The organism is Uliginosibacterium sediminicola, from assembly GCF_039631295.1.
In the GTDB taxonomy this organism is placed as follows: Bacteria; Pseudomonadota; Gammaproteobacteria; order Burkholderiales; family Rhodocyclaceae; genus Viridibacterium; species Viridibacterium sediminicola.
Genome location: NZ_JBDIVE010000009.1, coordinates 1 through 23,077, shown reverse-complemented (window position 1 = coordinate 23,077; position 23,077 = coordinate 1). Strand labels below are relative to the sequence as shown.

Genomic DNA, 23,077 nt, shown 5'->3' with positions numbered 1-23,077 from the left:
CGCGCTCAGTCAGCGTAACGCGCATGCTCGGCCAGGCGCGCATCGACCAGGTTCTCGGCGATGCCGCCATACAGCCAGCAGCGCGCCAGCAAGGCGGCGATGGCGCGCGTGGCGGCGTCGCAGTCTTCGTCCTCGGCGACGCAATCAAGATGACAGGCAATGGCCTGGGCGGCGCCCTCGGTCGGCCACTCCATGTAACGCGTCATCGCCAGCAAGGTGCTGGCCAGGGCGGGCGTGCGCGAGGCCAGGGCCAGATCGGAGAGCAGCGCAATGCTGTCAAAGGCACCCATCTCAGTGTGCTCCCGGCAGTGCCGTGGCGCTCAGGCTGCGCATGATGTAACCACGCCAGCGCAGAGCCAGCGCAAAGCACAGATCAGCCAGACGCGGATCGGCCTGCTGCTCGGCCGCGCATTCGAGGTGGCGGGCCACCAGCTGGGCGTTCTCGACGCAGGGCGACTCGACATAGCGGGTCATCGCGAAGAGCGTCGCGCCCGCCAGGGAAGTGTGGTTTTGGGTGTGCAGCTCGGCCATGGTGAACTCCGTGGAGGATCAGAGCCCTCATTCTACACAAATGAGAATGGTTCGCAATTGCATTTGTTGATGTGATCGCAGCCTGCCGCAAGTGACAGGCAAGTGATAGCCAAGTTCACAATTTGCGGGTTTAATCCGGGCACCCTTTTCCGCCACGCCCCGCTGCACCTCGCCATGCATTTGCCGCACTTCCGCCTCACCGAGCAAAGCCTCGTCCGCCAGAGCCTGATCGCCTTCGTGGCCGGCGCGCTGACGGTCTTCGCTTACGCGCCCTTCAATCTCTTTCCGCTGATGGCGGCCAGCTGGGCCGTGCTGTGGTGCCTGTGGCAGCCGGCCAGCCCGCGCCGCGCCGCCGGCCTCGGCCTGGCCTGGGGCTTCGGCCAGTTCTGGACCGGTGGCGGCTGGCTGTTCGTCGCCTTCCACACCTTTGGCGGCATGGCCACGCCGCTGGCGATCTTCTTCCTGTCGATCTTCTTCGCTTACCTCGCCTTGTGGGGCGCGTTTGCCGGCTGGCTGTTCGCACGCCTGCGCAGCGGCTGTGTATGGCTCGACGCCCTGCTCGGCGCCGCCTGCTGGACGGCGGGCGAGCTGCTGCGCGGCTGGGTATTCACCGGCGTGCCCTGGCTGGCCGTCGGCTACACGCAGACACCACCCAGCCCGCTGGCCGGCTACGCGCCGCTGTTCGGCAGCTATGGCGTGGGCTTGCTGCTGATCCTCGTCAGCGCCCTGCTGGTGCTGGCCGTTCGCGACCCACAACGCCGTCTGCGCGCGGGCCTCGCCGCGCTGGCCATTCTCGCCGGCGGCGCGGCGCTGCGCCTGGTGGCATGGACCACGCCGGTCGGCGAGCCGATCCGCGTCGCGCTGATCCAGCCGAATATCCCGCAAAACCTCAAATGGGAGCGCGAACGCCTCGGCGAATGGCTGATGCGCAATCTGGAGCTGACCCAGGCGCATCCGGCGCAACTGGTCGCCCTGCCCGAAACCACTCTGCCGCTGCTCGAAGAACAGCTGCCCGAGGGCTACCTCGACGCCCTCGCCAGCGCGGCCAAGGCGCGCGGTGGCGATGTCATCACCGGCACCTTCACGCGCGACGCCCAGGGCCATCTGTTCAACAGCGCCATCTCGCACGGCACCCAGCCGCGCCAGGTGTACAGCAAGCAGCACCTGCTGCCCTTCGGCGAATACGCCCCGCCCTCGATGCACTGGCTGCTGACCCTGATCAATATCCCGATGGCCGACCAGACACGCGGCGCGGAAGAGCAGCCGACGATGCGCATCGGCACGCAGAAGGTGGCGGTCAATATCTGCTACGAAGACGTGTTCGGCGAGGAGCTGATCTACGCCCTGCCGGAAGCCACGCTGATGCTCAACATGAGCAATCTGGCCTGGTATGGCGACTTCCACGCCCAGCCGCAACACCTGCAGATCGCGCGCTTCCGCGCCATGGAGGCGGGCCGGCCGATGCTGCGCAGTACCAATACCGGCGCCACCGCCATCGTCATGCCCGACGGCTCGGTGCCGCATCTGCTGCCCGGCTTCACGGCCGGCGCCATCGAAGCCGATGTGCGCGGCTATGGCGGCCTGACGCCCTATGCGCGCTGGGGCAACAAGCCGGTGCTGGCGGCCTTGCTGGCGATTGCCGCGCTGGCGCTGTGGCGGCGGCGCAAGGCGCGCTCAGGCTGAGCGCGCTTCCAGCGCTTCCCAGCGCTCCAGCAGGGTCAGCAGTTCTTCGTCGATGTCTTCCAGGCGCTTGTTCATCACCGGGATTTCAGCGGCGCGCTCGCGGTAGATATCGGGATTGGCCAGCTGCTGCTGCAGGCTGCTTTGCTCGCTCTCCAGCGCCTTGATCTTGCCCGGCAGCGCTTCGAGCTCGCGCTTTTCATTGAAGCTCAGCTTGACGCCGGCCTTGGCGGCCGGCTTGGCCACGTCCTTCACCGCCTCCTTCGCCGTCTCCTTGGCCGCTGCCGCAGCCGGCTGCGACGCAGCGGCGCGGGCCTTGGCGGCGCTGTCGGCCATCTGCGCACGCGACACGCGCAGCCAGTCCTGATAGCCGCCGGCATATTCGCGCCAGATGCCCTCGCCCTCGGCGACGATGGTCTGCGTCACCACATTGTCGAGGAAGGCGCGGTCATGGCTGACCACGAACAGCGTGCCCTTGAATTCCTGCAGCAGCTGTTCGAGCAGTTCCAGGGTCTCGATATCGAGGTCATTGGTCGGCTCGTCGAGCACCAGGATATTCGCCGGCCGCGCAAACAGGCGCGCCAGCAGCAAGCGATTGCGCTCGCCACCGGACAGCGACTTGACCGGCGAGCGCGCACGTTGCGGCGCGAACAGGAAGTCTTCCAGATAGCCGATGACGTGCTTCTTGGTGCCGCCGATCTCGACGAAATCCGAGCCCGGGCTGATCACCTCGGTGAGCGGCAGTTCCGGGTCCAGCGCGGTGCGGAACTGGTCGAAGTAAGCAATCTGCTGCTTGGTGCCGCACTTGATGCTGCCGACATCGGCTTCCAGCTCGCCAAGAATCAGCTTGAGCAAGGTGGTCTTGCCGGCGCCATTGGGGCCGATCAGGCCGATGCGGTCACCGCGCAAGAGGCGCGCCGAGAATTCGCGGATCACCCAGCGCTGGCCGCCGTCCGGCGTATCGAAATACTTGCCGACGCCTTCCAGCTCGGCAATCAGCTGGCCGCTGCGGTCGCCGCTTTCGAGCTTGAAATTGACGTCGCCCATGCGGTCGCGCCGCTCGCTGCGTTCGCGCCGCAGCGCTTCGAGCCGGCGCACGCGGCCCTCGTTGCGGGTGCGCCGCGCTTCGACGCCCTTGCGAATCCATACTTCCTCCTGCGCCAGCACCTTGTCGAATTCGGCATTGCTCTTGGCTTCCATCTCCAGCATCTCGGCCTTGCGCTGCAGATAGGCCGAAAAGCTGCCGGGGAAGCTCGACAGGCGGCCACGGTCGAGTTCGACGATGCGCGTGGACACCGCATCCATGAAGGTCCGGTCGTGGGTGATCACCATCACGCCGCCGCGGAAGGCCTTGATCAGCTCTTCGAGCCAGCCGATGGCGGTGATGTCGAGGTGGTTGGTCGGCTCGTCGAGCAGCAGCAGGTCCGGGTCGGAGGCCAGCGCGCGTGCCAGCGCCACGCGCTTGATGCCGCCGCCGGAGAGGCTGGACACCAGCGCGGCGCCGTCGAGCTTGAGGCGGTCGATGACTTGTTCGACCTTGTGGTGCAGGGTCCAGCCATCGCCCGCTTCGAGCTGATGCTGCAATTCGGCGAGACGATCCAGCGCGCCTTCCTCGCCTTGCGTCAGGGCCAGGGTGCAGCGGTGGTATTCGGCGATCAGGCGGGCGGCGTCACCAATGCCGTCGGCGACGGTGGCGAACACATCGCGGCCCAGATCGAAGTCCGGCTCCTGCGCGACATAGGCAATGCGCAAACCCGGCTGACGCCAGACCTGGCCATCGTCGAGCGTGCCGCCGCCGGCCAGCACGCGCAGCAGGCTGGATTTGCCCGCGCCGTTGCGGCCGATCAGGGACACCTTTTCGCCGGGCTCCAGCACAAGTTCGGCATGGTCGAGCAGCGCAACATCACCAAAGGCGAGGCAGGCCTTATCGAGACTCAGGAGGGGCATGGCAGATCACGGCAAATGGAAACGAGAGCGCGATTCTACCCGCCTCGCCCGGCCAGGTCTCATCCCTTTCCACACCGCGCCCATGCGCTGGCCATGCATCGCAGTCAACGCAAGGCGGCGGCGAACCGCTACAATCCGCAGCCATCGCCCGCCGTAGTTCAATGGATAGAACGGCCGCCTCCTAAGCGGCAAATACAGGTTCGATTCCTGTCGGAGGGACCACCACCCAGCCCTGCACCCATTCTGTCTGGATATCCCCCTCACCGACCACCATCATGGTGCATGCCAGCAGGCAGCCCGCCTGAGCGCGCCAGCACTCGGTGCCGCAGACGCAAGTATTTGACACACAGATGCGCTATAAGGGTGCTGCACACTACTTGCTTAGGTCTTGACCGAAGCATTGCCCCTCAACCTTCCACAGACAGGCAGGCACCGTGTCCATTCACGTCAAACTCACCCATATCACGCACTACCGCTACGACCGCCTGGTCGGCCTGAGTCCGCAGATCGTCCGCCTGCGCCCGGCACCGCATTGCCGCACGCCGATCCTCGCCTACTCGCAGCGCATCACCCCGGGCGAGCACTTCATCAACTGGCAGCAAGACCCGCAGAGCAACTATCTGGCGCGCCTCGTGTTCCCCGAGAAGACGCGCGAGTTCAAGGTCGAGATCGACCTGGTGGCCGAGCTGTCGGTGATCAATCCCTTCGACTTCTTCCTCGAGCCCTACGCCGAGAAGTTCCCCTTCAACTACGAGCCCGACCTCGCCCGCGAGCTGGCGCCCTACCTGATCAAGCTGCCGGCGACGCCGAAATTCACCGAATTCCTCAACTCGATCAATCTCGATCCGGTCAGCAGCGCCGACTTCCTGGTGCGTATCAACCAGAAGGTGCAGCAAGCGGTCAATTACACGATCCGCCTCGAACCCGGCGTGCAGACGCCGGAAGAGACGCTGGACAAGGCGCTCGGCTCTTGCCGTGACTCCGGCTGGCTGCTGGTGCAGGTACTGCGCCACCTGGGCCTGGCGGCGCGCTTCGTCTCCGGCTACCTGATCCAGCTCACCGCTGATGTGAAATCGCTCGACGGCCCCAGCGGCCCCGAAGCCGACTTCACCGATCTGCACGCCTGGTGCGAGGTCTATCTGCCCGGCGCCGGCTGGATCGGGCTGGACCCGACCTCGGGCCTCTTCGCCGGCGAAGGCCATATTCCGCTGGCCTGCACGCCCGAGCCCTCGTCCGCCGCGCCGGTGTTCGGCTATGCCGACGAAGCCGAATGCGAGTTCGAACACATCATGAAGGTCGAGCGCGTGTGGGAAGCCCCGCGCGTCACCAAGCCCTACACCGAAGCGCAATGGACCAGCATCGAAGCGCTGGGCCACCTGATCGATGGCGACCTCAGCAAACACGACGTGCGCCTGACCATGGGCGGCGAGCCGACCTTCGTCTCGCTTGACGACCGCGACGGCGCCGAGTGGAACACCGAGGCGATGGGGCCGAAGAAGCGCCTGCTTGGCGCCGACCTGCTCTACCGCATGAAGGAAAAGTACGCGCCCAAGGGCCTGCTGCACTTCGGCCAGGGCAAGTGGTATCCCGGCGAGCAGCTGCCGCGCTGGTCGCTGTCCTGCTTCTGGCGCAAGGACGGCCAGCCGATCTGGGACAACCTCGATCTCTACGCTGACGAACACAAGGATTACGGCGCCAACGAAGAGACCGCCGCCGCCTTCCTCGCCGGCCTCGCCGAAGCGCTGGGCCTCGATCCCAAGTACGTCTTCCCGGCTTACGAAGACGTCTGGTACTACCTGTGGCGCGAACGCAAGCTGCCGATCAACGTCGACCCGTTCGACGCCAAGCTCGACGACGAAATGGAGCGCGAGCGCCTGCGCAAGGTCTTCCACCAGGGCCTCGACAAGGTGGTCGGCTGCGTGCTGCCGATCTCGCGTCAGTACAGCGGCCCCAGCCGCTGGCAGAGCGGGCCGTGGTTCCTGCGTACCGAGCGCTGCTACCTGGTGCCCGGCGATTCGCCGATTGGCTACCGCCTGCCGCTGGACTCGCAACCCTATGTCAGCAAGGGCGACTACCCCTGGCAGTACGACATCGACCAGAGCGTGCCCTTCCCGCCGCTGCCGGCCTATGACGCGATCCGTCGCCTGTTCCAGACCCCCGGCGTCAGCGAAGACGAGCGCAATGCCCTGCTGGCCGGCCTCGACAAGCCGCAGAAGGCCGAGATTCCGGCCCACATCAAGGAACTGCTCGACCGCCAGCGCATGCCGCCGGCCGCCGGCCAGTCCGCCGGCTGGATCACCCGCACCGCGATGTGCGCCGAGCCGCGCAATGGCCGCCTGTATATCTTCATGCCGCCGGTCTCGGCGCTGGAGGACTACCTCGAAATCGTCACCGCCATCGAAGCCGTCGCCGCCAAGCTCGACACCCCGGTGATCATGGAAGGCTACGAGCCGCCGCGCGACCCGCGTCTGCAAAGCTTCCGCATCACGCCCGACCCCGGCGTGCTCGAAGTGAACATCCATCCTTCCGAGAGCTGGGAGGACATGGTCGAGCGCACCACCCACCTCTACGAGCAAGCGCACCAGTCGCGCCTGACCACCGAGAAATTCATGCTCGATGGCCGCCACACCGGCACCGGCGGCGGCAACCACTTCGTGCTCGGCGGCGAGACGCCCAACGACTCGCCCTTCCTGCGCCGGCCCGACCTGCTCAAGAGCCTGATCGCCTACTGGCACAACCATCCGTCCTTGTCCTACCTGTTCTCGGGCATGTTCATCGGCCCGACCTCGCAGGCACCGCGCATCGACGAAGCGCGCAACGACTCCGTCTATGAGATGGAGATCGCGATGAAGCAGATCCCCGAGCCGGGCGGTTACACGCCACCCTGGCTGATCGACCGCATCCTGCGCAATCTGCTCATCGACTCCTCCGGCAACACCCACCGCAGCGAGTTCTGCATCGACAAGCTCTACTCGCCCGACGGCCCCACCGGCCGCCTCGGCCTGCTCGAACTGCGCGCCTTCGAAATGCCGCCGCACGCGCAGATGAGCCTCACCCAGCAACTGCTGCTGCGCGCACTGATCGCCCGCTTCTGGCAACAGCCCTACGCGCCGGAAAAGCTCACCCGCTGGAGCACCGAGCTGCATGACCGCTTCATGCTGCCCTACTTCGTGCAGCAGGATCTGAACGACGTGATGACCGAGATGAACGACTTCGGCTATCCGCTGCAGACCGACTGGTTCGCGCCGCACATGGAGTTCCGCTTCCCCAAGATCGGCGAATTCGCCTCGCGCGGCGCCAACTTCGAGTTGCGCTTCGCCCTCGAACCCTGGCACGTCATGGGTGAAGAAGGCGCGCCCGGCGGCACCGTGCGCTACGTCGACTCCTCGGTCGAACGCATGCAGGTGCATGTGCAAGGCCTGGCCTCGGACCGTTACGTGCTCGCCTGCAACGGCCGCGCCATTCCGCTCGCGCCCACCGGCAACATCGGCGAATTCGTCGCTGGCGTGCGTTACAAGGCCTGGGCCCCGCCGAGTGCCCTGCACCCGACGATTCCCTCGCACAACCCGCTGGTCTTCGACCTCGTCGACACCTGGATGAACAAGTCCATGGGCGGCGCGACCTACTACGTCGCCCACCCCGGCGGCCGCAACCACGAAACCTACCCGATCAACGCCTACGAAGCCGAAGGCCGCCGCCTGGCGCGCTACGCCCACATGGGCCACACCCCGGGCAAGATCGAAGTGAAGAAGGAAGCCCCCAACCCCAACTTCCCCTTCACCCTGGATTTGCGTCGATAAAAAGCTTGGTTTGGATCAAACAACAATGCCCGCATTTGCGGGCATTGTTGTTTGTGGCGGGCATGCGGATGGGGTATTGTGTTTGGAAGTTCCGTAGGATTTATCGATAAACCGATACGCCTTCGGGTTGAAGGCTAATTCACGTTAGGCAGCAAACAAGGCTCCCTCATGACAGAAGATCAAGAAAAAGAGAAAGTTATTGCCGTTCTCGAAAGAGAAATTCAATGGCAGTGGCGCTGGGAGAAGCTAAACAGGTTTTACCACCACACGACAATCTGGCTTCAATGGGTTTGCACACTAGCCGTAGTAGTTTTGTCGATATACCAAGTACAGTTGAGCAATCAGTTGGAAAAATGGGTGATTTTTACCATTGCTGCACTTTCTACTCTCGGGTCAACAATTCCTGGGCTGTCAGCTCAATTTAAATTTCAGCAGCGTCAGCAAGTTTACGATGAAATGGCCAGGGCTTATGAACTGATCAAAATCAAGATTGAGATTGATGCAATATCAGCAAAACAAGCGCTGAAGCTATTCTCAGAAATTCATGAAAAACCAACCGAGAGAGTTATCCGTGAAACAGCCTAACCCTTCCGTCGAGAGGGGCCGCCCACAAGCTGCGCCTGTGGGTTCCCTTTGCGGCTTTGCCGCTACGGCTGCCCCTCACGTCAAACGTTAGATTTTAGTGTTGCGCCAGCAATCACAATTTTCACGTCACCGAAAGCCAGCAAAACCAGCGTGGCATCAAGCAGCTTCAGCGCTATTGCGAAGCGATTTAAAAGGGAGTTGCATTTAATGGATACAAACGTTCCGCCCACGGCAGTTCTCCATGTTCATGTTTTCAAAGATAGCCGCGATCCATTCATTGCTTTGCTTAATGAGCACGGCGTTGCTCATGAAGAATTGATGTTGAAGGCCAATGTGGTTATGGCCGGTGGTTTTGTAGTCGAAATTCTTCAAAGTTCTGCTCCTTGGGCTGCGGGTCTCGCCACGGTAATTTGTGCATTTCTAAAAAATCGCCGCAGTCGAAAGGTAATCATCACCACAAAAGATGGAGTGGTTGTGCATTGCGAAGGTCTTTCTCAGCCAGAGATTGAAAGCACTTTAGAAAATGCGCAGTCTCTTGCTGCCATTGAAACGAATCGTGATGCAACCTAACAATTCCGTCGAGAGGGACGATTTGCAAGCAGCACTTGCAAATGACATACACACCCTTGGCATTCATGCCATCCCTCACGTCAAACGTTAGGGTTTCCGGGTGAGTAACCAAGGCCGTAAGTCGGAATAATTCAATGCATGGCGGTAGGTCGGAAAAGCCGTAGGCGCCTTCCGACGTTTGTGCAATTTGGCCCCAAACGTCGGAAGGCGCTTCGCTTTTCCGGCCTACGCATAAGGATGCACTCCTGGTTACGGCCTTGCGGCGGCCCCTCAAATCAAACTTTAGGAAAATGTAAACCGTTAGCCATCATAATGCCTTGCATCGACCGACAGTTATCTCCAACGGACAAGCCCTGACCAAAACCGACCAAGAAAGATAAAGGATGAAAAACATAGAAAAAGCAAAAATACTCGTCGTGGCTCGTGACAAGGCTAATCTTGTCAAACTCTCTAGTAGAGATAGTCCAATGATTGTTCAGTGCGGAACCATCGGTCGAACAATTGCACAAAAAGTTCTCGATGGCGGAGGCAAAGCAGTTGTCCTAGCAAGCGAAATAAAGATGGCCATCGATACCACTGATGGAGCGAATGCAATTCAAGACAACTTTGATCTATTTGAAAATCGTACAAAAGAGCCACTTCTGCATTATCTTCTCAAGAATCAATAGCAGCCTTGTAGGGTGCGCAAGTTCTTTTCCTTGCGCACGCGGTCAAGGGCATGACTGATGCAAAGCGCTATTTGCACGGACAGATGGTGCGCAAGCCTTCGGCTTTCACACCCTACAAATTGAGCAAAGGCCGTAAGGCGGAATAATTAAATGCATGGCGGTAGGTCGGAAAAGCCGCAGGCGCCTTCCGACGTTTGTGCAGTTCATTCAGCGGCATCACTCGCGAGCGAGTCCCGAACGTCGGAAGGCGCTTCGCTTTTCCGACCTAAGCATAAGGCATGCGCTCCGGGTTATGGTCTTGGCGGATGGGTTGATAAACCAACACAGCATTCAAATTGACTGTTATTTTAGGCTAGGCGTTCCATGCAAAACAAATTTGCGAAGTTTTGTTCCTATCAAATCGTTCTGTGTCTATTTATTTTGGCTGCGAATGCGCACGCGCTCTCACCTATGCCAGCACAAAACGTTCAATCACAAGCGTGCCTATATTTTGATCAAAACAAAACCACTCTTTCTGCTGAGAGCGAGAAAGCACTGCAAAACACGCTCGATCTTGCAGAGTCGGCAGCAAATGTTTCGATTGAGATACAGATACCCGTAAATTCAATAATTCAAAGTCCGGTACAAAATGCACCGACATCGAATGAAACCACTGTTGACCGTCTGCGGCTAGCCATCGAGCAGCATCATAATTTGGCTTTACGCCTAGAGCCTTTCCTGATCAAAAAACGCGCCGCCTGGAGCACTGCAAGTAGCTTCTTCATGCCCCCAAGAGAGTACGGCAATTGCCAAGCAATCTTGATCGCTCGTTTTGCGGCACCCTCTGAAGTTTGCAAAGGCTACGGCCCATGCAGAGTAACTTGTTCGTCTACACGCTGCTACGAAAACCAATGACGCACAAAATAGGCTGTAAGCAAGTAGCCCGGATGCAGCGCAGCGGAATCCGGGGAATGCGCCAAGGACAAGCCCCCGGATTCCGGCTTCGCCTGCATCCGGGCTACATGTATTCATGTGCATCCTCGCGCGACCACTCCGCCAATCCCGCTCCCGGCGCTGCGCGCCACCCTCTCCCGCAGGCGGGAGAGGGGAAATCTGCGCTGCGCTGAAGCCTTCAACTTCGCCTTCCTTCGCGGCCCTGCGTTTCCTGCGCGCCTTTGCGGTGAATGCCTTTCAAATGCCTTGCAGGGTTTAAAGCCTAATGACATCGGCGCGGTAGGCGTGCCGGAAAGGCGCAAACTTGTGCTCAGCGGCTGCCGGCGGCAGAATGCGATAAACATCACCCCAACGACGCGAACATGAAGCCTCTTGAAAATCGAACCTGGTTTGCTGCTGGCAGTCTTGCCGTCTCGGCTGTGCTCATGCTCGGCCTGTGGCTGGCTGCTGGACTGCCGCTGAATCCCTCAGCGGGGGCCGTCTTTGTGTTTGCGAGCCTCGGGCTCTGGCAGGGCGTCAACAAGCTGCTTGCATTGGCGCTCATCAAGCTCAAGCCCTCCCTCGGCGCGGTGCATTGAACCGCGTACCTCAGATCTTCGTAGGGCGGAACGCAAAGCGCTTCCGCCAATCCTACATTCGCGAAGCCCGATTTAAAGCCGCCTAGCGGCGGCTGGCGGAAGCTCCTGTGGAGTTCCGCCCTTGGTCTGGCTTGAAGGCTGAGCTGTTCACGTAGATGAGGCCCCGGATTCCGGATTCGCCCGCTCCATCCTCGCGGCGCCCACGCCCTCTCCCGGCGCTGCGCGCCACCCTCTCCTGCAGGCGGGAGAGGGGAAATCTGCGCGGCGCTGAAGCCTTCAACTTCGCCTTCTTCGCCCTCCTTCGCGGGCCTTAGATTTTCCTCCGCGCCCTTCGCGTCTATCAATCGGCGCTCAAAAATGCGGGCATTTGTGGCGCGGGCGTTTCAGATGAAGCGGCTGAGGAAGGCGCGGGTGCGTGGGTGTTGGGGCTTGCCCAGCACGTCGGCGGGTTTGCCTTCTTCGACGACGACACCGCCGTCCATGAACACCACGCGGTCGGCGGCTTCTTTGGCGAAGCCGATCTCGTGCGTCACGACGATCATCGTCAAGCCCTGGTCGGCCAGGTCGCGCATGGTGGCCAGCACTTCACCGACCAGCTCCGGGTCGAGCGCCGAGGTGGGTTCGTCGAAGAGGATCAGCTGCGGCTGGATCGCCAGTGCGCGCGCAATCGCTACCCGTTGCTGCTGCCCGCCCGAGAGCTGGCGCGGATAGGCGTCGGCTTTCTCGCGCAGGCCGACGCGTTCAAGCAGGCTGTAGGCGAGCTGTTCGGCCTCGGCACGCTTGCGGCCGTGCACGCCAACCGGCGCTTCGATGATGTTCTCCAGCACGGTCATGTGCGGGTACAGGTTGAACTGCTGGAACACCATGCCGATCTGGCTACGCTGGCGGGCAATCGCGCGGGCGCCGAGGCGATGCAGGCGTTCGCCACGCAGCGCGTAGCCGATCTGCTCCTCACCGACCAGGATGTAGCCCTGGTCCATGGTCTCCAGGTGGTTGATGCAGCGCAGGAAGGTCGATTTGCCCGAGCCGGAGGGGCCGAGTATCACCACCACTTCGCCCGGATTGACATCCATGTTGATGCCCTTGAGCACCTCGTTGTCACCAAAGCGCTTGTAGACATTGCGGGCGCAAACCAGGGGTTTGGCCGGCGCGGCAAGATGCGTTTCGCTCATGGCAGCTCCTCCGCAGCGGCGGGCGTCGCGGCGCGACGTTTGCGGCGCGGCGTGATGCTGCCCGACTCACCGCGTGCGTAACGACGCTCGATGGCGCCCTGGACAATATTGAGTACGGTGGTGATCAGCAGGTACCAGATCACCGCGACCAGCAGCAGCGGAATCACCTGGAAGGTGGCGTTGTAGATGTTCTGCACGGCGTGCAGCAGATCGCCCATGGCAATCACGCTGACGATCGAGGTCGCCTTGACCATGCTGATCAGCTGGTTGCCGGTGGGCGGAATGATCGCGCGCATCGCCTGCGGGATGACGATGCGGCGCAGCGCCCGCCCCCGCGTCATGCCGAAGGCCTGGGCGGTTTCGAGCTGCCGCGCGTCGACCGAGATGAGGCCGGCGCGGATGATCTCGGCCATGTAGGCGGCCTCGTTGAGCGCCAGGCCGACAATGGCGGCGGTCAGCGGCGTGATCAGGTCATTGGTGTTCCAGCTCAGCAGGTCCGGGCCGAAGGGAATGCCCAGCGTGATGCGCGGGAACAGCGTGGACAGGTTGTACCAGAACAGCAGCTGCACCAGCAGCGGCGTGCCACGGAAGAAGCCGATGTAGAGCCCCGAGGCGGCGCGCAGCACCGGGTTGGCTGACAAGCGGGTCATCGCCAGCAGCAGGCCCAGCAGCACGCCGATCAGCATCGCCACCACGGTGAGGCCGAGGGTCATGCCCAGGCCGCTGAGCACGGTCTTCTCGTTGAAATACTGCGCCACCACCGACCATTCCATATTCGGATTGGCCACCAGCAGCCAGGCCAGCTTGAGGCCGACCAGCACCACCACGGCGCCGAGGAGAATGCCCGGATAGTCCGGCCGGTGGCGGGCATAGGCGACATCGCGCTGGCGGGCGGTGCCGCTGGCATCGAAGTGGCCGGACGTGGAGTGCATCACCGTCATTTCGCTTGCTTGCCTGCCAGATTCATCGCCGGCGCCTTAAGCATGTTGGCGCTCAGGCCCCACTTCTTCATGATCGCGGCGTAGGTGCCGTTGTCCATCAGCTTCTGCATGGCTTCGAGTATCACCGGGCCGAGGGGCGAGCCCTTGCCGACCACGGCGCCCTGGTACAGATCGTCAAAGCCGTTCTTCTTGCCGACGCCTGCAAGCTCCAGCGCGCCATTCGCTTGCTGCACAAAGTACACCAGCGGGGCATGCGAGGAGAAGAAGGTGTCGGCACGCTTGGAATTGACGGCCAGGATCGAGGTCGGCTGATCCTGATAGGCCTGCACCTCGACCGCCGGTTTGCCGGCCGCCGTACAGGCGGTGGCCTGCTGGCGGATCACCTTTTCTGCCGAGCCACCAGCCATCACCGCGACCTTTTTGCCACAGGTGTCTTCCAGGCCGTTGATGCCCAGGGGGTTGCCCTTGGGCACCGCAAACACCACGTACTCCTGAACGTAATCGATGAAGTCGGCTGAGGCTTCGCGGTCGACAAAATCGCCCTTCGGCCCCATCGCAAACTGGTAGCGCCCGGCCTTGATGCCCAGCAGCAGCGGCGACAAGCCATTGACCGAGGCGTGCTTGATCTTGATGCCCAGCATCTCGGAGAGCGCCTGGATGAAGTCTGCACTGGCGCCGGAGAGCGACTGGCTGTCGGTGACGATTTCATACGGAGGGAAGGAGCCGTTATTGACGGCGGTCATCTCGCCGGTGCTGAGGATATCCACCGGCAGCTTGGCGCGCAGCTTGGCATCGAGTGCCTGGGTGGGGATTTTGATCTTGTCCTCGGCGTGCACGAAACCGGCCATCAGCAAAGTCGCGGCCAACAATGAGAGATGAACAAGCGATTTGATTTTCATGGCGCTTAGCCTTTCAGAAAGAATGAAGAAAATGGCCTTCAGGCCCGAGCTTTGATGAGCTGAGGGGAATCGAAACGCCGGTTTTCCAGTACCGGCAGCACTTTACGCGCATAGCTGATGCGTTCCGGATCGAGGTCGGCGATGATCAGCCTCGGCGCCTCGCCAGCGCAGGAGACGGCTACGCCCAGTGGATCGATGACCACACTCTGACCGATGTTGCGCTCGCCGCATTCACCCACCGCGACCATGTAACAAGTGTTCTCCAGCGCCCGCGCCGTGACCAGAACGTTCCAGTGCGCCTCCTTGAGCGGCCCTTTGACCCAGGCGGCCGGCAGCACCAGTACATCAGCGCCGTCGAGCGCCAGGCGGCGCGCCAGCTCGGGAAAGCGCACGTCATAGCAGGTCATCAGCCCGACCTTCATGCCCGCCACTTTAACCAGGGGCGGCACTTCGTCGCCCGGCTCCACATTTCTGGACTCCTGCATATTGAACGCGTCGTACAGATGCAGCTTGCGGTACTGGGCGATGATCTGACCGTCGCGAATCGCGATCAGCACATTCCACACCTTGCCGTCGTCGCCGAATGGCACGTGTATCGTCATCATCGTCGTCAGCGTCGTATTGCGACTGCTATCCAGCACCTGGCTGACAAACGGGCCATCGAGTGACTGCGCTGCTTTGCGCACCAAATCCGGGTCGGCAATATCGCGCGCCAGAATACCCTCGGGCAACACCAGCAAATCAGCGCCCTGACGGGACGCTTGAAGCATCAGATCTTGCGTGGTGCGCAGGTTTTCGGTCCATTCGCGGCTGACCGCAAATTGCCCCAATGCGACTTTCATCATCAATCAGACTCCAGAAATTCAAACTGCGTACTGCGGAAAAAGATCACGCGGACTGAGCCGCGCAGCGGTAATGCCCTGCACCTGCAATTCCGCGCAAAAATCATCAAGCATGCGCACATTGGCGGCGTAGCCATTGCGGTTCCAGTGCTCGGGCAGCTCGCGCCGCGTGCGCTCGATCTCGTCGAGAATCCAGGGCGTGGTGTCGGCGTACTTGATACGCTTTTCCAACCACACGCGGGCCGATTCATCGAACAGCTCGCTGAGCGCCTGCGGCAGCCAGGGCCGCTCGGCCACAACGGCTGGCTTCAGACACAGCAGATGGATGCCGGGCATGTAGCCGACATCGTGGAAGTAAGCGACCTCGGCCGCGCGGCAGTCCGGCAGCAAGGGGCGCAGGCCGGAATCCGGCTCGAAAAAACCGCTCGGCATGAAGGGGGTGAACACCGCATCGAGCGTGCCGTCATGCAGCATATCGACCAGCGGCGCCTCGCCCGGCGCGGCGTCAATGAGGCCGGGGCGGCCGAAACCACCCAGCCGATCCTGAATCGGATGCGCCGCCGTCAGGCGACCGACGAACCAGCGCGCCTGCTCGATGCCGACACCCTCGCGGCCCAGCAGGGCACGCGTCCACACATTGCCCGAATCCTGCCAGCCGGTCAGGCCGATGTTCTTGCCCTGCAGTTGGGCGAAGCTAGTGATCGGGCTCTCCCGCGTGGTGATCACGCAATGCTGGCGAAAGCCACGCATGATGAAGTGCGGCACGCCATACAGACTCTGGTCGCCGCGCGCCCGCCCCTGGGCATAGCGGCTGAGCGAGATTTCGCCGCCTTCGTAACGCGGATTGCCCGCCAGATCATTCTCCAGCGCATTGACGCGATCCAGCTCCAGCGTGAAGCCTTCGGGCTTCAGATCACCCAAGGCCAGCGGCGTGAGGAAGTCCCAGTCACGCACCGCCAATCGAATTTTGACACTCACCTACAGCTCCTTTTGAGCGCTGAGCACACCACGGCAACGCCGCTGCAGCCCAAGCTTGAGAGCCATCCTAAATGTAAGATTTTTTCGATACAATAAATTCTTTGTTACTGAACAAAAAATAAATCATGCACCAAAAACTTGCTGCCGCGCACCTTGCTGAGTCACTGAAAAGCCGCGCCACGCGTGAGATTGCGGTCGAAATGGCGGCGCTGATCCGTTCTGGTGCAATCGCCGTCGGCACCCAGTTGCCCGCGGTGCGCGAGCTCGCCCAGGCGCTGGGCGTCAGTCCGGCGACCATTTCGGCGGCGTGGAGCGAACTCAAGCGCAACCGCGTCATCGACGGACGCGGCCGCAACGGCGTCTGGGTCTGCGGCAACAAGCCCTCGCCGCGCCCGGCGCGCTTCGAGAACGTTGGCAACTTCGGCAAGCTGACCGTGACCGACCTCACCTATGCCGCGCCCGACCCGGCCCTGCTGCCCGATCTGACGCTCGCCCTGCAGCACGGCGCCCGTACACCGCAGCTCAATAGCTACCAGCGCGAACCCATCAGCGCAGCGCTGCGCGCTGCGGCAGCGGCGCGCTGGCCCTACCCGGCCGCCGCCTTCATGGCCACCAACGGCGGCTTCGACGGCCTGCAGGCCACCCTGCAAGCCCTGCTGATGCCCGGCTCGACGGTGGCCATCGAAGACCCCACCACGGTGCGCCTGCTCGACCTGCTCGACAATCTCGGCGCCCACGTACTGCCCGTGCGCTGCGACGAGCAAGGACCGATCAGCGCCTCGCTCCGCGACGCGCTCAAGCACAAGCCCGCCGCCTTCATCTACCAGCCGCGCACCCACGCCGTCACCTGCCACAGCGTGAGCCCGGCACGCATGGCCGAACTGGCCTCGGTGCTGGCGGACAGCGAGACCCTGATCATCGAAGACGATGGCATTGGCGATGTCTCCCTGCAGCCCGCCGTCAGCCTCGGCAATCATTACCCGCAGCGCTGCGTGCATGTTGTCTCGTATTCCAAATCGCTGGGCCCCGATCTGCGCCTGGCGGTGCTCTCCGCGCCGCAGGAGCTGGTCGAACAGATCCAGGCCTGGCGCAACTTCGGCGCCAGCTGGACCAGCCGCATCCTGCAAGACGCAGCCGCCTGGATGCTCGCCGACAGCGCCACCCTGGCGAGCATCGCGCGGGCACGCGAAGCCTATTGCGAGCGCCGCCAGACACTGATCGCCGCCTTGCAGCAGCGCGGCATCCGCATCGCCGGGCAGGACGGGCTCAGCGTCTGGATCGCCGTGCCCTCCGAGCAGTTCGCCCTGGTCACCCTGGCCGTGCACGGCTACGCGGTGTTTCACGGCGCACGTTTCAGCCTGACACCCGATCCGCATATCCGCGTCAGTACCAGTCTGCCAATCCACAACATCGACGCCCTCGCCGATGCCATTGCCTTGTGCATGGATGCCATTTAGAAACCTCTCCTGAATGTCTTAGTCATTTCTGACATCGCAGCGCAGCAAGACAAGCGGCGGCAAAAAGCGCATTGTCGCTGCGGGACATCGTCATAAGCAGTTCCGCATCAGTCCGACGACACGCCCGATGGCACTGCAGCATGTCAGGGAACACGCTGCAGAAACGCGTACAACAAACCCAGGAGACAAGATGAAAACCACGCACCTGGCGCTTCTCGCGCTCATGGCTGGCTTCGTGTTCGACGCCAGCGCAGCAAACCGGCCTGCCGGCTACACCACGCTGTGTACCGAGGGCAAGACCTGTAGCGTCGCCAGCACGACCAACGTTGCTTTCGGTCGTGCCGACAAATTCACTTACAAGCAGCTCACGGGCAGCTTCGTCTGTTCGGAAGCCACCTTCGGCGCCGGCAGCAAGGTCGCCGGCGGCACCAATGAGTGCTCGATTCCCAGTACCAGCGCTTCGTCCAGTGCGGCCAGCAGCGCCGGCAGCAGCAGCTCCAAAGCCAGCTCGTCGAGCAGTTCCAAGGCGAGTTCATCAAGCAGCTCCAGCGGCAGCGGACTAAGCGCCAATGTGACGATCAGCGCCTGGCCCGGCTGCCCGGCCTACGCAACACCCTCGGACACGGTGCCCAACACCAGCACCATCGTCGTCCCGGCCGGCACGACCTATGACGGCGGCGGCAAGCGCTTCCAGCTCTCCAACTCGGGCCAGTCCGAAACCCAGCCGCCGGTCTTCCAGCTCGAAGAAGGCGCCACCCTGCGCAATGCGGTGATCGGTGATCTGGCCGCTGACGGCGTGCACTGCGTGGGCAACTGCACGGTTTATAACGTGTGGTGGGAAGACATCGGCGAGGATGCAGCCACCGCCAAGGGCGGCTCCGGCACCACCATGCGTGTCGATTGCGGTGGCGCCTTCCTCGGCGTGGACAAGACCTTCCAGCACAATGGTCAGGGCACCCTGCACATCTCGCGCTTCGTGGCCGACAACTGGAAGAACAAGGGCGGCAAGTTCTATCGCTCCTGCGGCGACTGCACCGGCAACAAGGGCCCGCGCACGGTGATCATCGAAAATTCGCGCATCCACAACCACCAGACCATCGTCGGCGTGAACAGCAGCTACTCGAATGGCTCGCCGGCCGACAAGGCAACCCTGCGCAATCTCTACCTGCTGCGCTGGAACGGCGAAGTTGAAGTCTGCTCCACCTTTGCCGGCGTCGAAAAAGGCTCGGGCTCGTCCAGCGAGAAGGGCGCCGAATGGAACACCACGACCTGCAATGTCGCCGCCAGCAATATCACCGCGGTCGACAAGACCGGCGGCAGCAAGAAGACCGGCATCGCCCCGGGCAACGGCCCGGACCCGGCACCGGTCAATCGCGTGCAGGAAAGCTGGAACTACTGAGTTCCAGCGCCTAGCGCTCGAAACCAGCGCCCGAGGATGGGTTCGCAACGGACCCATCCTCGCCCCTTGCGGTGAAGGCTGCAGCGCGGCCTTCACCGCAATACTCAGCCCTCTCCCGGCGCTACGCGCCACCCTCTCCCGCAAGCGGGCGAGGGAACCATCCGCACTACGCTAAAGCCCTCGCCTTCCGTTCGCCTTCCCTTCGCCTTCCGTTCGCCTTCCGTTCGCCTTCCCTTCGCCTTCGCCTTCCCTTCGCCTTTCCTTTGTCTTGCCTTTGCGGCCCTTCGCGTTTCCTTAGCGCCTTTGCGGTGAAGTCCTTTCGCCTTTCACCCCCGACCTTGCATTAAATGCAACCGTGTTGCATTATTACTGCCCGGTTGCAGTACCGCATCCGCCTGTTCTTGATGCCATCAGAGGCCGCCGGTCCTGCACACAAGTTTCCCGCCATGAAATCATCGTTCCTACGAGGGCTGCCGCCCTTGCTGCGCCAGGCACCCAGCGTGCTGGGCATGAGTGCATTGGCCCGCCTGGCCTTTGCCCTGTTCTTCATTGCCTGGCTGTGGGCCGGCGTGTTCTGGGCCTTGTCCGCATGAATACCGCGATCAGCCTGGAAAACGTCACCGTCGCGTATCGCCGCCACCCTGCCCTGCACCATCTGAGCGGCAGCTTCAAGCGCGCCTCGCTGACGGCGGTGATCGGCCCCAACGGTGCCGGCAAGAGCAGCTTGCTCAATGCCATCACCGGCGCCGTGCCGCTGAGCGATGGGCGGGTCAGCGTGGCGCCGGACCTGCAACCCTCGCTGGCCTATCTGCCGCAGCGCACCTCGATTGACCGCAGTTTCCCGATCCGCGTCGATGAACTCGTGCAGCTTGGCAGCTGGCGCAAGACCGGGCCCTTCGGCCGGGTCAGCCGCGCCATGCGCGATGCAGCCGACCACGCGCTGGCGGCGGTCGGTCTGGAAGGCTTCGGCGCGCGTCTGGTCGGCGAACTGTCGGCCGGCCAGTTCCAGCGCGTGCTGTTTGCGCGGCTCTTGCTGCAGGATGCCCAGCTGATTCTGCTCGACGAGCCCTTCAATGCCGTCGACGAGCGCACCACGGCCGACATGCTGGCCCTGGTGCAGCGCTGGCATGGCGAGGGACGCACGGTAATCGCCGTACTGCACGACATGGCCCAGGTGCGTGCGCACTTCCCCGAGGCGCTGCTGCTGGCACGCGAGCAGATCAGCTGGGGGCCGACGGCCGAGGTGCTGGACGAAAGCCATCTGGCCCACGCCCGCCGCCTGTCGATGGCCTGGGACGAAGAAGCCGCGTTCTGCGTGCGGGAGGCAGCATGAGCGTGCTGTCCATCCTGCCGCTGGCGGTCGATCCCTTCATCGAATTCGGCTTCATGCGCCGCGCCCTGGTGGCCTGCCTGGCCCTCGCGCTGTGCAGCGGGCCGATGGGCGTGCTGCTGGTGCTGCGCCGCATGAGCCTGGTCGGCGATGCGATGGCGCATGCCCTGCTGCCGGGTGCGGCCATCGGCTTCCTGCTCGCCGGTTTTTCGCTCGGCGCGATGAGCGCCGGCAGCTTTGCCGCCGCCATGCTGGTAGCGCTGGGCTCGGGCGCCGTGGTGCGCCTCACGCCGCAGCGCGAAGACGCCAGCTTTGCCGCCTTTTACCTGATCGCCCTCGCCTCCGGGGTGATGATCATCTCGATCCACGGCAGCAGCGTGGATCTGATGCACGTACTGTTCGGCGCCATCCTCGCCGTGGATGACGCGGCCCTGCTGCTGATCGCCAGCGTCACCAGCGTGGTGCTGGCCAGCCTGGCGCTGATCTACCGGCCGCTGATCGTCGAATGCTGCGATCCGGGCTTCCTGCGCGCCCTCGGCGGTCGCGGCGGGCTGTATCACTTCCTCTTTCTATGCCTGCTGGTGGCAACCCTGGTCAGCGGCTTCCAGGCCCTGGGCACCCTGATGGGCGTCGGCCTGATGATGTTGCCGGCGGTCACCGCCCGCTTCTGGGCCCGCTCGGTTGGCGGCATGGCCGCCGTGGCCGTGCTGCTGGCCTTTGTCGCCGGCTATCTGGGCCTGCTCGTCTCGTATTACGCCGATCTGCCATCCGGCCCGGCCATCGTGCTGGTCGCCGGCGCTTTCTATATTTTCTCGCTGCTGCTGGGGCGTCATGAGGGCATCCTCAGCACGCGCTTTCTGCGGCAAGTCCACAAGGAGTTCTGAACCATGCGCACTGCGCTCACCGCGCGCCTGCTCGGCGCCCTCTCCCTGACACTCGTCCTGATCCTCTCTTGCGCCCTGCCCGCGCAGGCCGCGCAGCCGCCGCTGCAGGTGGTGAGCAGCTTTTCCATCCTCGGTGATCTGGTCAAGCAAGTCGGCGGCGACGCCGTCGTCGTGTCCACCCTGGTCGGCCCCGATGGCGACGCGCATGTCTTCGAACCGCGCCCGGTCGACGCCCGCCGTGTCGCCCAGGCCGACCTGGTTTTCGTCAATGGCCTCAACTTCGAAGGCTGGATGGCACGACTGGTCACCTCATCGGGCTACCGTGGCAAGGTGATCACCGCCTCGCAAGGCGTCAAGCCGCGCCAGATGAAAGACGAACACGAGCACGGCCATGATCACGACCATGATCATGGCAACCTCGACCCGCACGCCTGGCAAGACCTCGCCAACGGCATCATCTATGTCGAAAACATCCGCGCCGCCCTGGTCGCCGCCCGTCCCGAACAAGCCGAGGCCATCAACGCCCGCGCCGCCCGCTACAGCGCACAACTGCGCGAAATGGACGCCTTCGTGCGCAACACCCTCGCCCGCGTGCCGGCCGAAAAGCGCCGCATCATCACCTCGCACGACGCCTTCGGCTACTTCGGCGCCGCCTACGGCGTGGAACTGCTCTCACCGCAAGGCCGCTCGACTGAAAGCGAAGCCTCCGCGTCCGACGTCGCCGCGCTGATCCGCCAGATGAAAGCCAAACAGGTGCGCGCCGTGTTCGTCGAAAACGTCAGCAACCCGCGCATGATCGAACGCATCGCCCGCGAAGGCGGCGGCGTGGTCGGCGGCCGCCTGTATTCCGACGCGCTGTCGAGCAACAACGAAGCCAACACCTACCTCAAGATGTTCCAGCACAACGCCAGCACCCTCGCCAGCGCCATGCTCAAGCAATAGGCGCATCTGCACGGCCACACAGTACTTTAAGGCGTGTTCAGTTTTGAAGCGCTGAACATGTCGTCGCGAAGGCCGCAGAGAAAGACAAAAGGTCCGCAAAGGGAAGCAAGAACTGCCTTTCCTTTGCGGGCCTTTGCTTTTTCTTCGCGACCTTGGCGCCCCCCTCGGCGAACAAACATCCAATACGCCTGAACGAACGGCATTCGCAGCTGTTCGGCTTTGCCTTTGCCACGACTGGCGGTTTCGGGCGCTATCATTTTTTGCTAGCGTGAATGGATGAGGAACACCATGAACCATCAGGGCTACACCGCACGCATCGAATACGACGAACGCGACGCACTCTTCGTCGGCCGCATCCTCGGCATCCGCAGCATCATCAGCTTTCATGGCGAGACCGTCAGCGAACTGCGCGCAGCCTTCGAACACGCCGTCGAAGACTACCTCGCCGAATGCGCCGCCGCCGGCATCAGCCCCGAAAAACCCGCCTCCGGCAAACTCCTGCTGCGCATCCCCCCCGAACTCCACGGCCGCGCCCTCATCGCCGCCCAAGCCTCAGGCAAAAGCCTCAACCAGTGGGCGACCGAGGTTTTGCGGGAGGCGGCAGAGACGACGCTCTAGATTCAAGAACTCGGTAAAGACGCTTATCCGTGTTTGCGCGGGGATGCGAATGGCGTATCTTGTTGGGGATTGATGTTGAGTTGATTGATAAACAGGTACGCCTTCAGAGTGAGGGCGATTTCACGTTAGACCTAGGTGCGTAATGAAGAGAATTAACATAGAAATTCTTGAACGCGGGGATATTGTTCTCACCACTTCCTCTGGAAAAGACAGTGCTTTTATCCGAAAGATAACAAAAAGCGACATTGAATCGCCCCGGGTTTTCTAGACAGTCCCGAGCCTCATGAAGTACTGCTTTTCGTAGTCTACCGGAGACATGCCAT

Annotated in this window: 22 protein-coding genes and 1 tRNA gene; 15 read left to right on the top strand and 8 right to left on the bottom strand. The window is 62.6% G+C overall.

Annotation, left to right across the window (positions count from 1 at the left end):
* Window positions 1–5 precede the first annotated feature (5 nt).
* Together ABDB84_RS15105 and ABDB84_RS15100 are read right to left on the bottom strand one after the other, a co-directional pair.
* On the bottom strand, window positions 6–290 hold the full coding sequence (locus tag ABDB84_RS15105; protein ID WP_345920582.1) for a hypothetical protein: 285 nt from the start codon (window positions 288–290) through the stop codon (window positions 6–8).
* Window position 291: 1 nt separating this feature from the next.
* Complete coding sequence (locus ABDB84_RS15100) at window positions 292–531, bottom strand: hypothetical protein (protein ID WP_345920581.1); 240 nt, start codon at window positions 529–531, stop codon at window positions 292–294.
* Between the two features lie 174 nt (window positions 532–705).
* Here ABDB84_RS15100 and lnt point away from each other — a divergent pair, with 174 nt between their 5' ends.
* Entirely contained in the window at window positions 706–2,214 is a 1,509-nt protein-coding gene (gene lnt / locus ABDB84_RS15095; RefSeq protein WP_345920580.1) for an apolipoprotein N-acyltransferase, read from the top strand.
* On the opposite strand, the gene ABDB84_RS15090 is transcribed toward lnt, so the two are convergent.
* Window positions 2,206–4,158 (bottom strand): ATP-binding cassette domain-containing protein, encoded by a 1,953-nt coding sequence (locus ABDB84_RS15090; protein ID WP_345920579.1) that lies wholly within the window; start codon window positions 4,156–4,158, stop codon window positions 2,206–2,208. The genes lnt and ABDB84_RS15090 overlap by 9 nt on opposite strands.
* Window positions 4,159–4,305: 147 nt before the next feature.
* Here ABDB84_RS15090 and ABDB84_RS15085 point away from each other — a divergent pair.
* From ABDB84_RS15085 to ABDB84_RS15055, 7 genes are all read left to right on the top strand, one after another.
* A tRNA-Arg gene (locus ABDB84_RS15085) sits at window positions 4,306–4,380 on the top strand.
* A 212-nt stretch (window positions 4,381–4,592) separates the two neighbouring features.
* A complete protein-coding gene (locus ABDB84_RS15080) occupies window positions 4,593–7,958 on the top strand; it encodes a transglutaminase family protein (RefSeq protein WP_345920578.1) in 3,366 nt (1,121 codons plus the stop codon).
* A gap of 168 nt (window positions 7,959–8,126) precedes the next feature.
* Window positions 8,127–8,543, top strand: a complete 417-nt coding sequence (locus ABDB84_RS15075) for a hypothetical protein (RefSeq protein ID WP_345920577.1) — start codon at window positions 8,127–8,129, stop codon at window positions 8,541–8,543.
* Window positions 8,544–8,693: 150 nt separating this feature from the next.
* Window positions 8,694–9,113, top strand: a complete 420-nt coding sequence (locus ABDB84_RS15070; RefSeq protein WP_345920576.1) for a hypothetical protein — start codon at window positions 8,694–8,696, stop codon at window positions 9,111–9,113.
* 383 nt (window positions 9,114–9,496) lie between these two features.
* A complete protein-coding gene (locus ABDB84_RS15065) occupies window positions 9,497–9,781 on the top strand; it encodes a hypothetical protein (protein ID WP_345920575.1) in 285 nt (94 codons plus the stop codon).
* Between the two features lie 363 nt (window positions 9,782–10,144).
* On the top strand, window positions 10,145–10,675 hold the full coding sequence (locus ABDB84_RS15060) for a hypothetical protein (RefSeq protein ID WP_345920574.1): 531 nt from the start codon (window positions 10,145–10,147) through the stop codon (window positions 10,673–10,675).
* Window positions 10,676–11,076: 401 nt separating this feature from the next.
* Window positions 11,077–11,292 (top strand): hypothetical protein, encoded by a 216-nt coding sequence (locus tag ABDB84_RS15055; RefSeq protein WP_345920573.1) that lies wholly within the window; start codon window positions 11,077–11,079, stop codon window positions 11,290–11,292.
* Window positions 11,293–11,675: 383 nt separating this feature from the next.
* Here ABDB84_RS15055 and ABDB84_RS15050 read toward each other — a convergent pair whose 3' ends face one another.
* From ABDB84_RS15050 to ABDB84_RS15030, 5 genes are read right to left on the bottom strand one after another with little or no spacing between them, the layout of a single operon-like run.
* The gene (locus ABDB84_RS15050) at window positions 11,676–12,464 is read right to left on the bottom strand and encodes an amino acid ABC transporter ATP-binding protein (RefSeq protein ID WP_345920572.1); all 789 of its coding nucleotides are present in this window, start codon (window positions 12,462–12,464) and stop codon (window positions 11,676–11,678) included.
* Window positions 12,461–13,405 carry an amino acid ABC transporter permease gene (locus ABDB84_RS15045; protein ID WP_345920571.1) on the bottom strand — a complete coding sequence of 315 codons (945 nt, stop codon included), beginning with the start codon at window positions 13,403–13,405 and terminating at the stop codon, window positions 12,461–12,463. Before ABDB84_RS15045 ends, ABDB84_RS15050 begins: the two co-directional genes overlap by 4 nt.
* A complete protein-coding gene (locus ABDB84_RS15040; protein ID WP_345920570.1) occupies window positions 13,402–14,304 on the bottom strand; it encodes an ABC transporter substrate-binding protein in 903 nt (300 codons plus the stop codon). The genes ABDB84_RS15045 and ABDB84_RS15040 overlap by 4 nt, the downstream gene beginning before the upstream one ends.
* Before the next feature lie 38 nt (window positions 14,305–14,342).
* The gene (locus ABDB84_RS15035) at window positions 14,343–15,149 is read right to left on the bottom strand and encodes a deaminated glutathione amidase (RefSeq protein ID WP_345920569.1); all 807 of its coding nucleotides are present in this window, start codon (window positions 15,147–15,149) and stop codon (window positions 14,343–14,345) included.
* An 18-nt stretch (window positions 15,150–15,167) separates the two neighbouring features.
* The gene (locus tag ABDB84_RS15030) at window positions 15,168–16,124 is read right to left on the bottom strand and encodes a substrate-binding domain-containing protein (protein ID WP_345920568.1); all 957 of its coding nucleotides are present in this window, start codon (window positions 16,122–16,124) and stop codon (window positions 15,168–15,170) included.
* 125 nt (window positions 16,125–16,249) lie between these two features.
* Between ABDB84_RS15030 and ABDB84_RS15025 the strand changes: the two genes are divergently transcribed.
* The 7 genes from ABDB84_RS15025 (at window position 16,250) to ABDB84_RS14995 (ending at window position 22,754) form a co-directional block, all read left to right on the top strand.
* Window positions 16,250–17,581 carry an aminotransferase class I/II-fold pyridoxal phosphate-dependent enzyme gene (locus ABDB84_RS15025; protein ID WP_345920567.1) on the top strand — a complete coding sequence of 444 codons (1,332 nt, stop codon included), beginning with the start codon at window positions 16,250–16,252 and terminating at the stop codon, window positions 17,579–17,581.
* 190 nt (window positions 17,582–17,771) lie between these two features.
* Entirely contained in the window at window positions 17,772–18,980 is a 1,209-nt protein-coding gene (locus ABDB84_RS15020) for a pectate lyase (RefSeq protein WP_345920566.1), read from the top strand.
* A 446-nt stretch (window positions 18,981–19,426) separates the two neighbouring features.
* Complete coding sequence (locus tag ABDB84_RS15015; protein ID WP_345920565.1) at window positions 19,427–19,573, top strand: hypothetical protein; 147 nt, start codon at window positions 19,427–19,429, stop codon at window positions 19,571–19,573.
* A complete protein-coding gene (locus ABDB84_RS15010) occupies window positions 19,570–20,313 on the top strand; it encodes a metal ABC transporter ATP-binding protein (RefSeq protein ID WP_345920564.1) in 744 nt (247 codons plus the stop codon). The genes ABDB84_RS15015 and ABDB84_RS15010 overlap by 4 nt, the downstream gene beginning before the upstream one ends.
* On the top strand, window positions 20,310–21,194 hold the full coding sequence (locus ABDB84_RS15005) for a metal ABC transporter permease (protein ID WP_345920563.1): 885 nt from the start codon (window positions 20,310–20,312) through the stop codon (window positions 21,192–21,194). Before ABDB84_RS15010 ends, ABDB84_RS15005 begins: the two co-directional genes overlap by 4 nt.
* A gap of 3 nt (window positions 21,195–21,197) precedes the next feature.
* Window positions 21,198–22,136, top strand: coding sequence for a metal ABC transporter solute-binding protein, Zn/Mn family (locus ABDB84_RS15000; protein ID WP_345920562.1), 939 nt, complete (start codon window positions 21,198–21,200; stop codon window positions 22,134–22,136).
* Between the two features lie 288 nt (window positions 22,137–22,424).
* Entirely contained in the window at window positions 22,425–22,754 is a 330-nt protein-coding gene (locus tag ABDB84_RS14995; RefSeq protein ID WP_345920561.1) for a type II toxin-antitoxin system HicB family antitoxin, read from the top strand.
* The last annotated feature ends 323 nt before the right edge of the window (window positions 22,755–23,077 follow it).

Coding starts and splice junctions, on each gene's coding strand:
- lnt (WP_345920580.1), top strand. CDS start 706: ATGCATTTGCCGCACTTCCGCCTCACCGAGCAAAGCCTCGTCCGCCAG.
- ABDB84_RS15020 (WP_345920566.1), top strand. CDS start 17,772: ATGAAAACCACGCACCTGGCGCTTCTCGCGCTCATGGCTGGCTTCGTG.
- ABDB84_RS15035 (WP_345920569.1), bottom strand. CDS start 15,149: ATGATGAAAGTCGCATTGGGGCAATTTGCGGTCAGCCGCGAATGGACC.
- ABDB84_RS15005 (WP_345920563.1), top strand. CDS start 20,310: ATGAGCGTGCTGTCCATCCTGCCGCTGGCGGTCGATCCCTTCATCGAA.
- ABDB84_RS15090 (WP_345920579.1), bottom strand. CDS start 4,158: ATGCCCCTCCTGAGTCTCGATAAGGCCTGCCTCGCCTTTGGTGATGTT.
- ABDB84_RS15025 (WP_345920567.1), top strand. CDS start 16,250: ATGCACCAAAAACTTGCTGCCGCGCACCTTGCTGAGTCACTGAAAAGC.
- ABDB84_RS14995 (WP_345920561.1), top strand. CDS start 22,425: ATGAACCATCAGGGCTACACCGCACGCATCGAATACGACGAACGCGAC.
- ABDB84_RS15040 (WP_345920570.1), bottom strand. CDS start 14,304: ATGAAAATCAAATCGCTTGTTCATCTCTCATTGTTGGCCGCGACTTTG.
- ABDB84_RS15050 (WP_345920572.1), bottom strand. CDS start 12,464: ATGAGCGAAACGCATCTTGCCGCGCCGGCCAAACCCCTGGTTTGCGCC.
- ABDB84_RS15055 (WP_345920573.1), top strand. CDS start 11,077: ATGAAGCCTCTTGAAAATCGAACCTGGTTTGCTGCTGGCAGTCTTGCC.
- ABDB84_RS15075 (WP_345920577.1), top strand. CDS start 8,127: ATGACAGAAGATCAAGAAAAAGAGAAAGTTATTGCCGTTCTCGAAAGA.
- ABDB84_RS15060 (WP_345920574.1), top strand. CDS start 10,145: ATGCAAAACAAATTTGCGAAGTTTTGTTCCTATCAAATCGTTCTGTGT.
- ABDB84_RS15015 (WP_345920565.1), top strand. CDS start 19,427: ATGAAATCATCGTTCCTACGAGGGCTGCCGCCCTTGCTGCGCCAGGCA.
- ABDB84_RS15105 (WP_345920582.1), bottom strand. CDS start 290: ATGGGTGCCTTTGACAGCATTGCGCTGCTCTCCGATCTGGCCCTGGCC.
- ABDB84_RS15045 (WP_345920571.1), bottom strand. CDS start 13,405: ATGACGGTGATGCACTCCACGTCCGGCCACTTCGATGCCAGCGGCACC.
- ABDB84_RS15065 (WP_345920575.1), top strand. CDS start 9,497: ATGAAAAACATAGAAAAAGCAAAAATACTCGTCGTGGCTCGTGACAAG.
- ABDB84_RS15100 (WP_345920581.1), bottom strand. CDS start 531: ATGGCCGAGCTGCACACCCAAAACCACACTTCCCTGGCGGGCGCGACG.
- ABDB84_RS15010 (WP_345920564.1), top strand. CDS start 19,570: ATGAATACCGCGATCAGCCTGGAAAACGTCACCGTCGCGTATCGCCGC.
- ABDB84_RS15000 (WP_345920562.1), top strand. CDS start 21,198: ATGCGCACTGCGCTCACCGCGCGCCTGCTCGGCGCCCTCTCCCTGACA.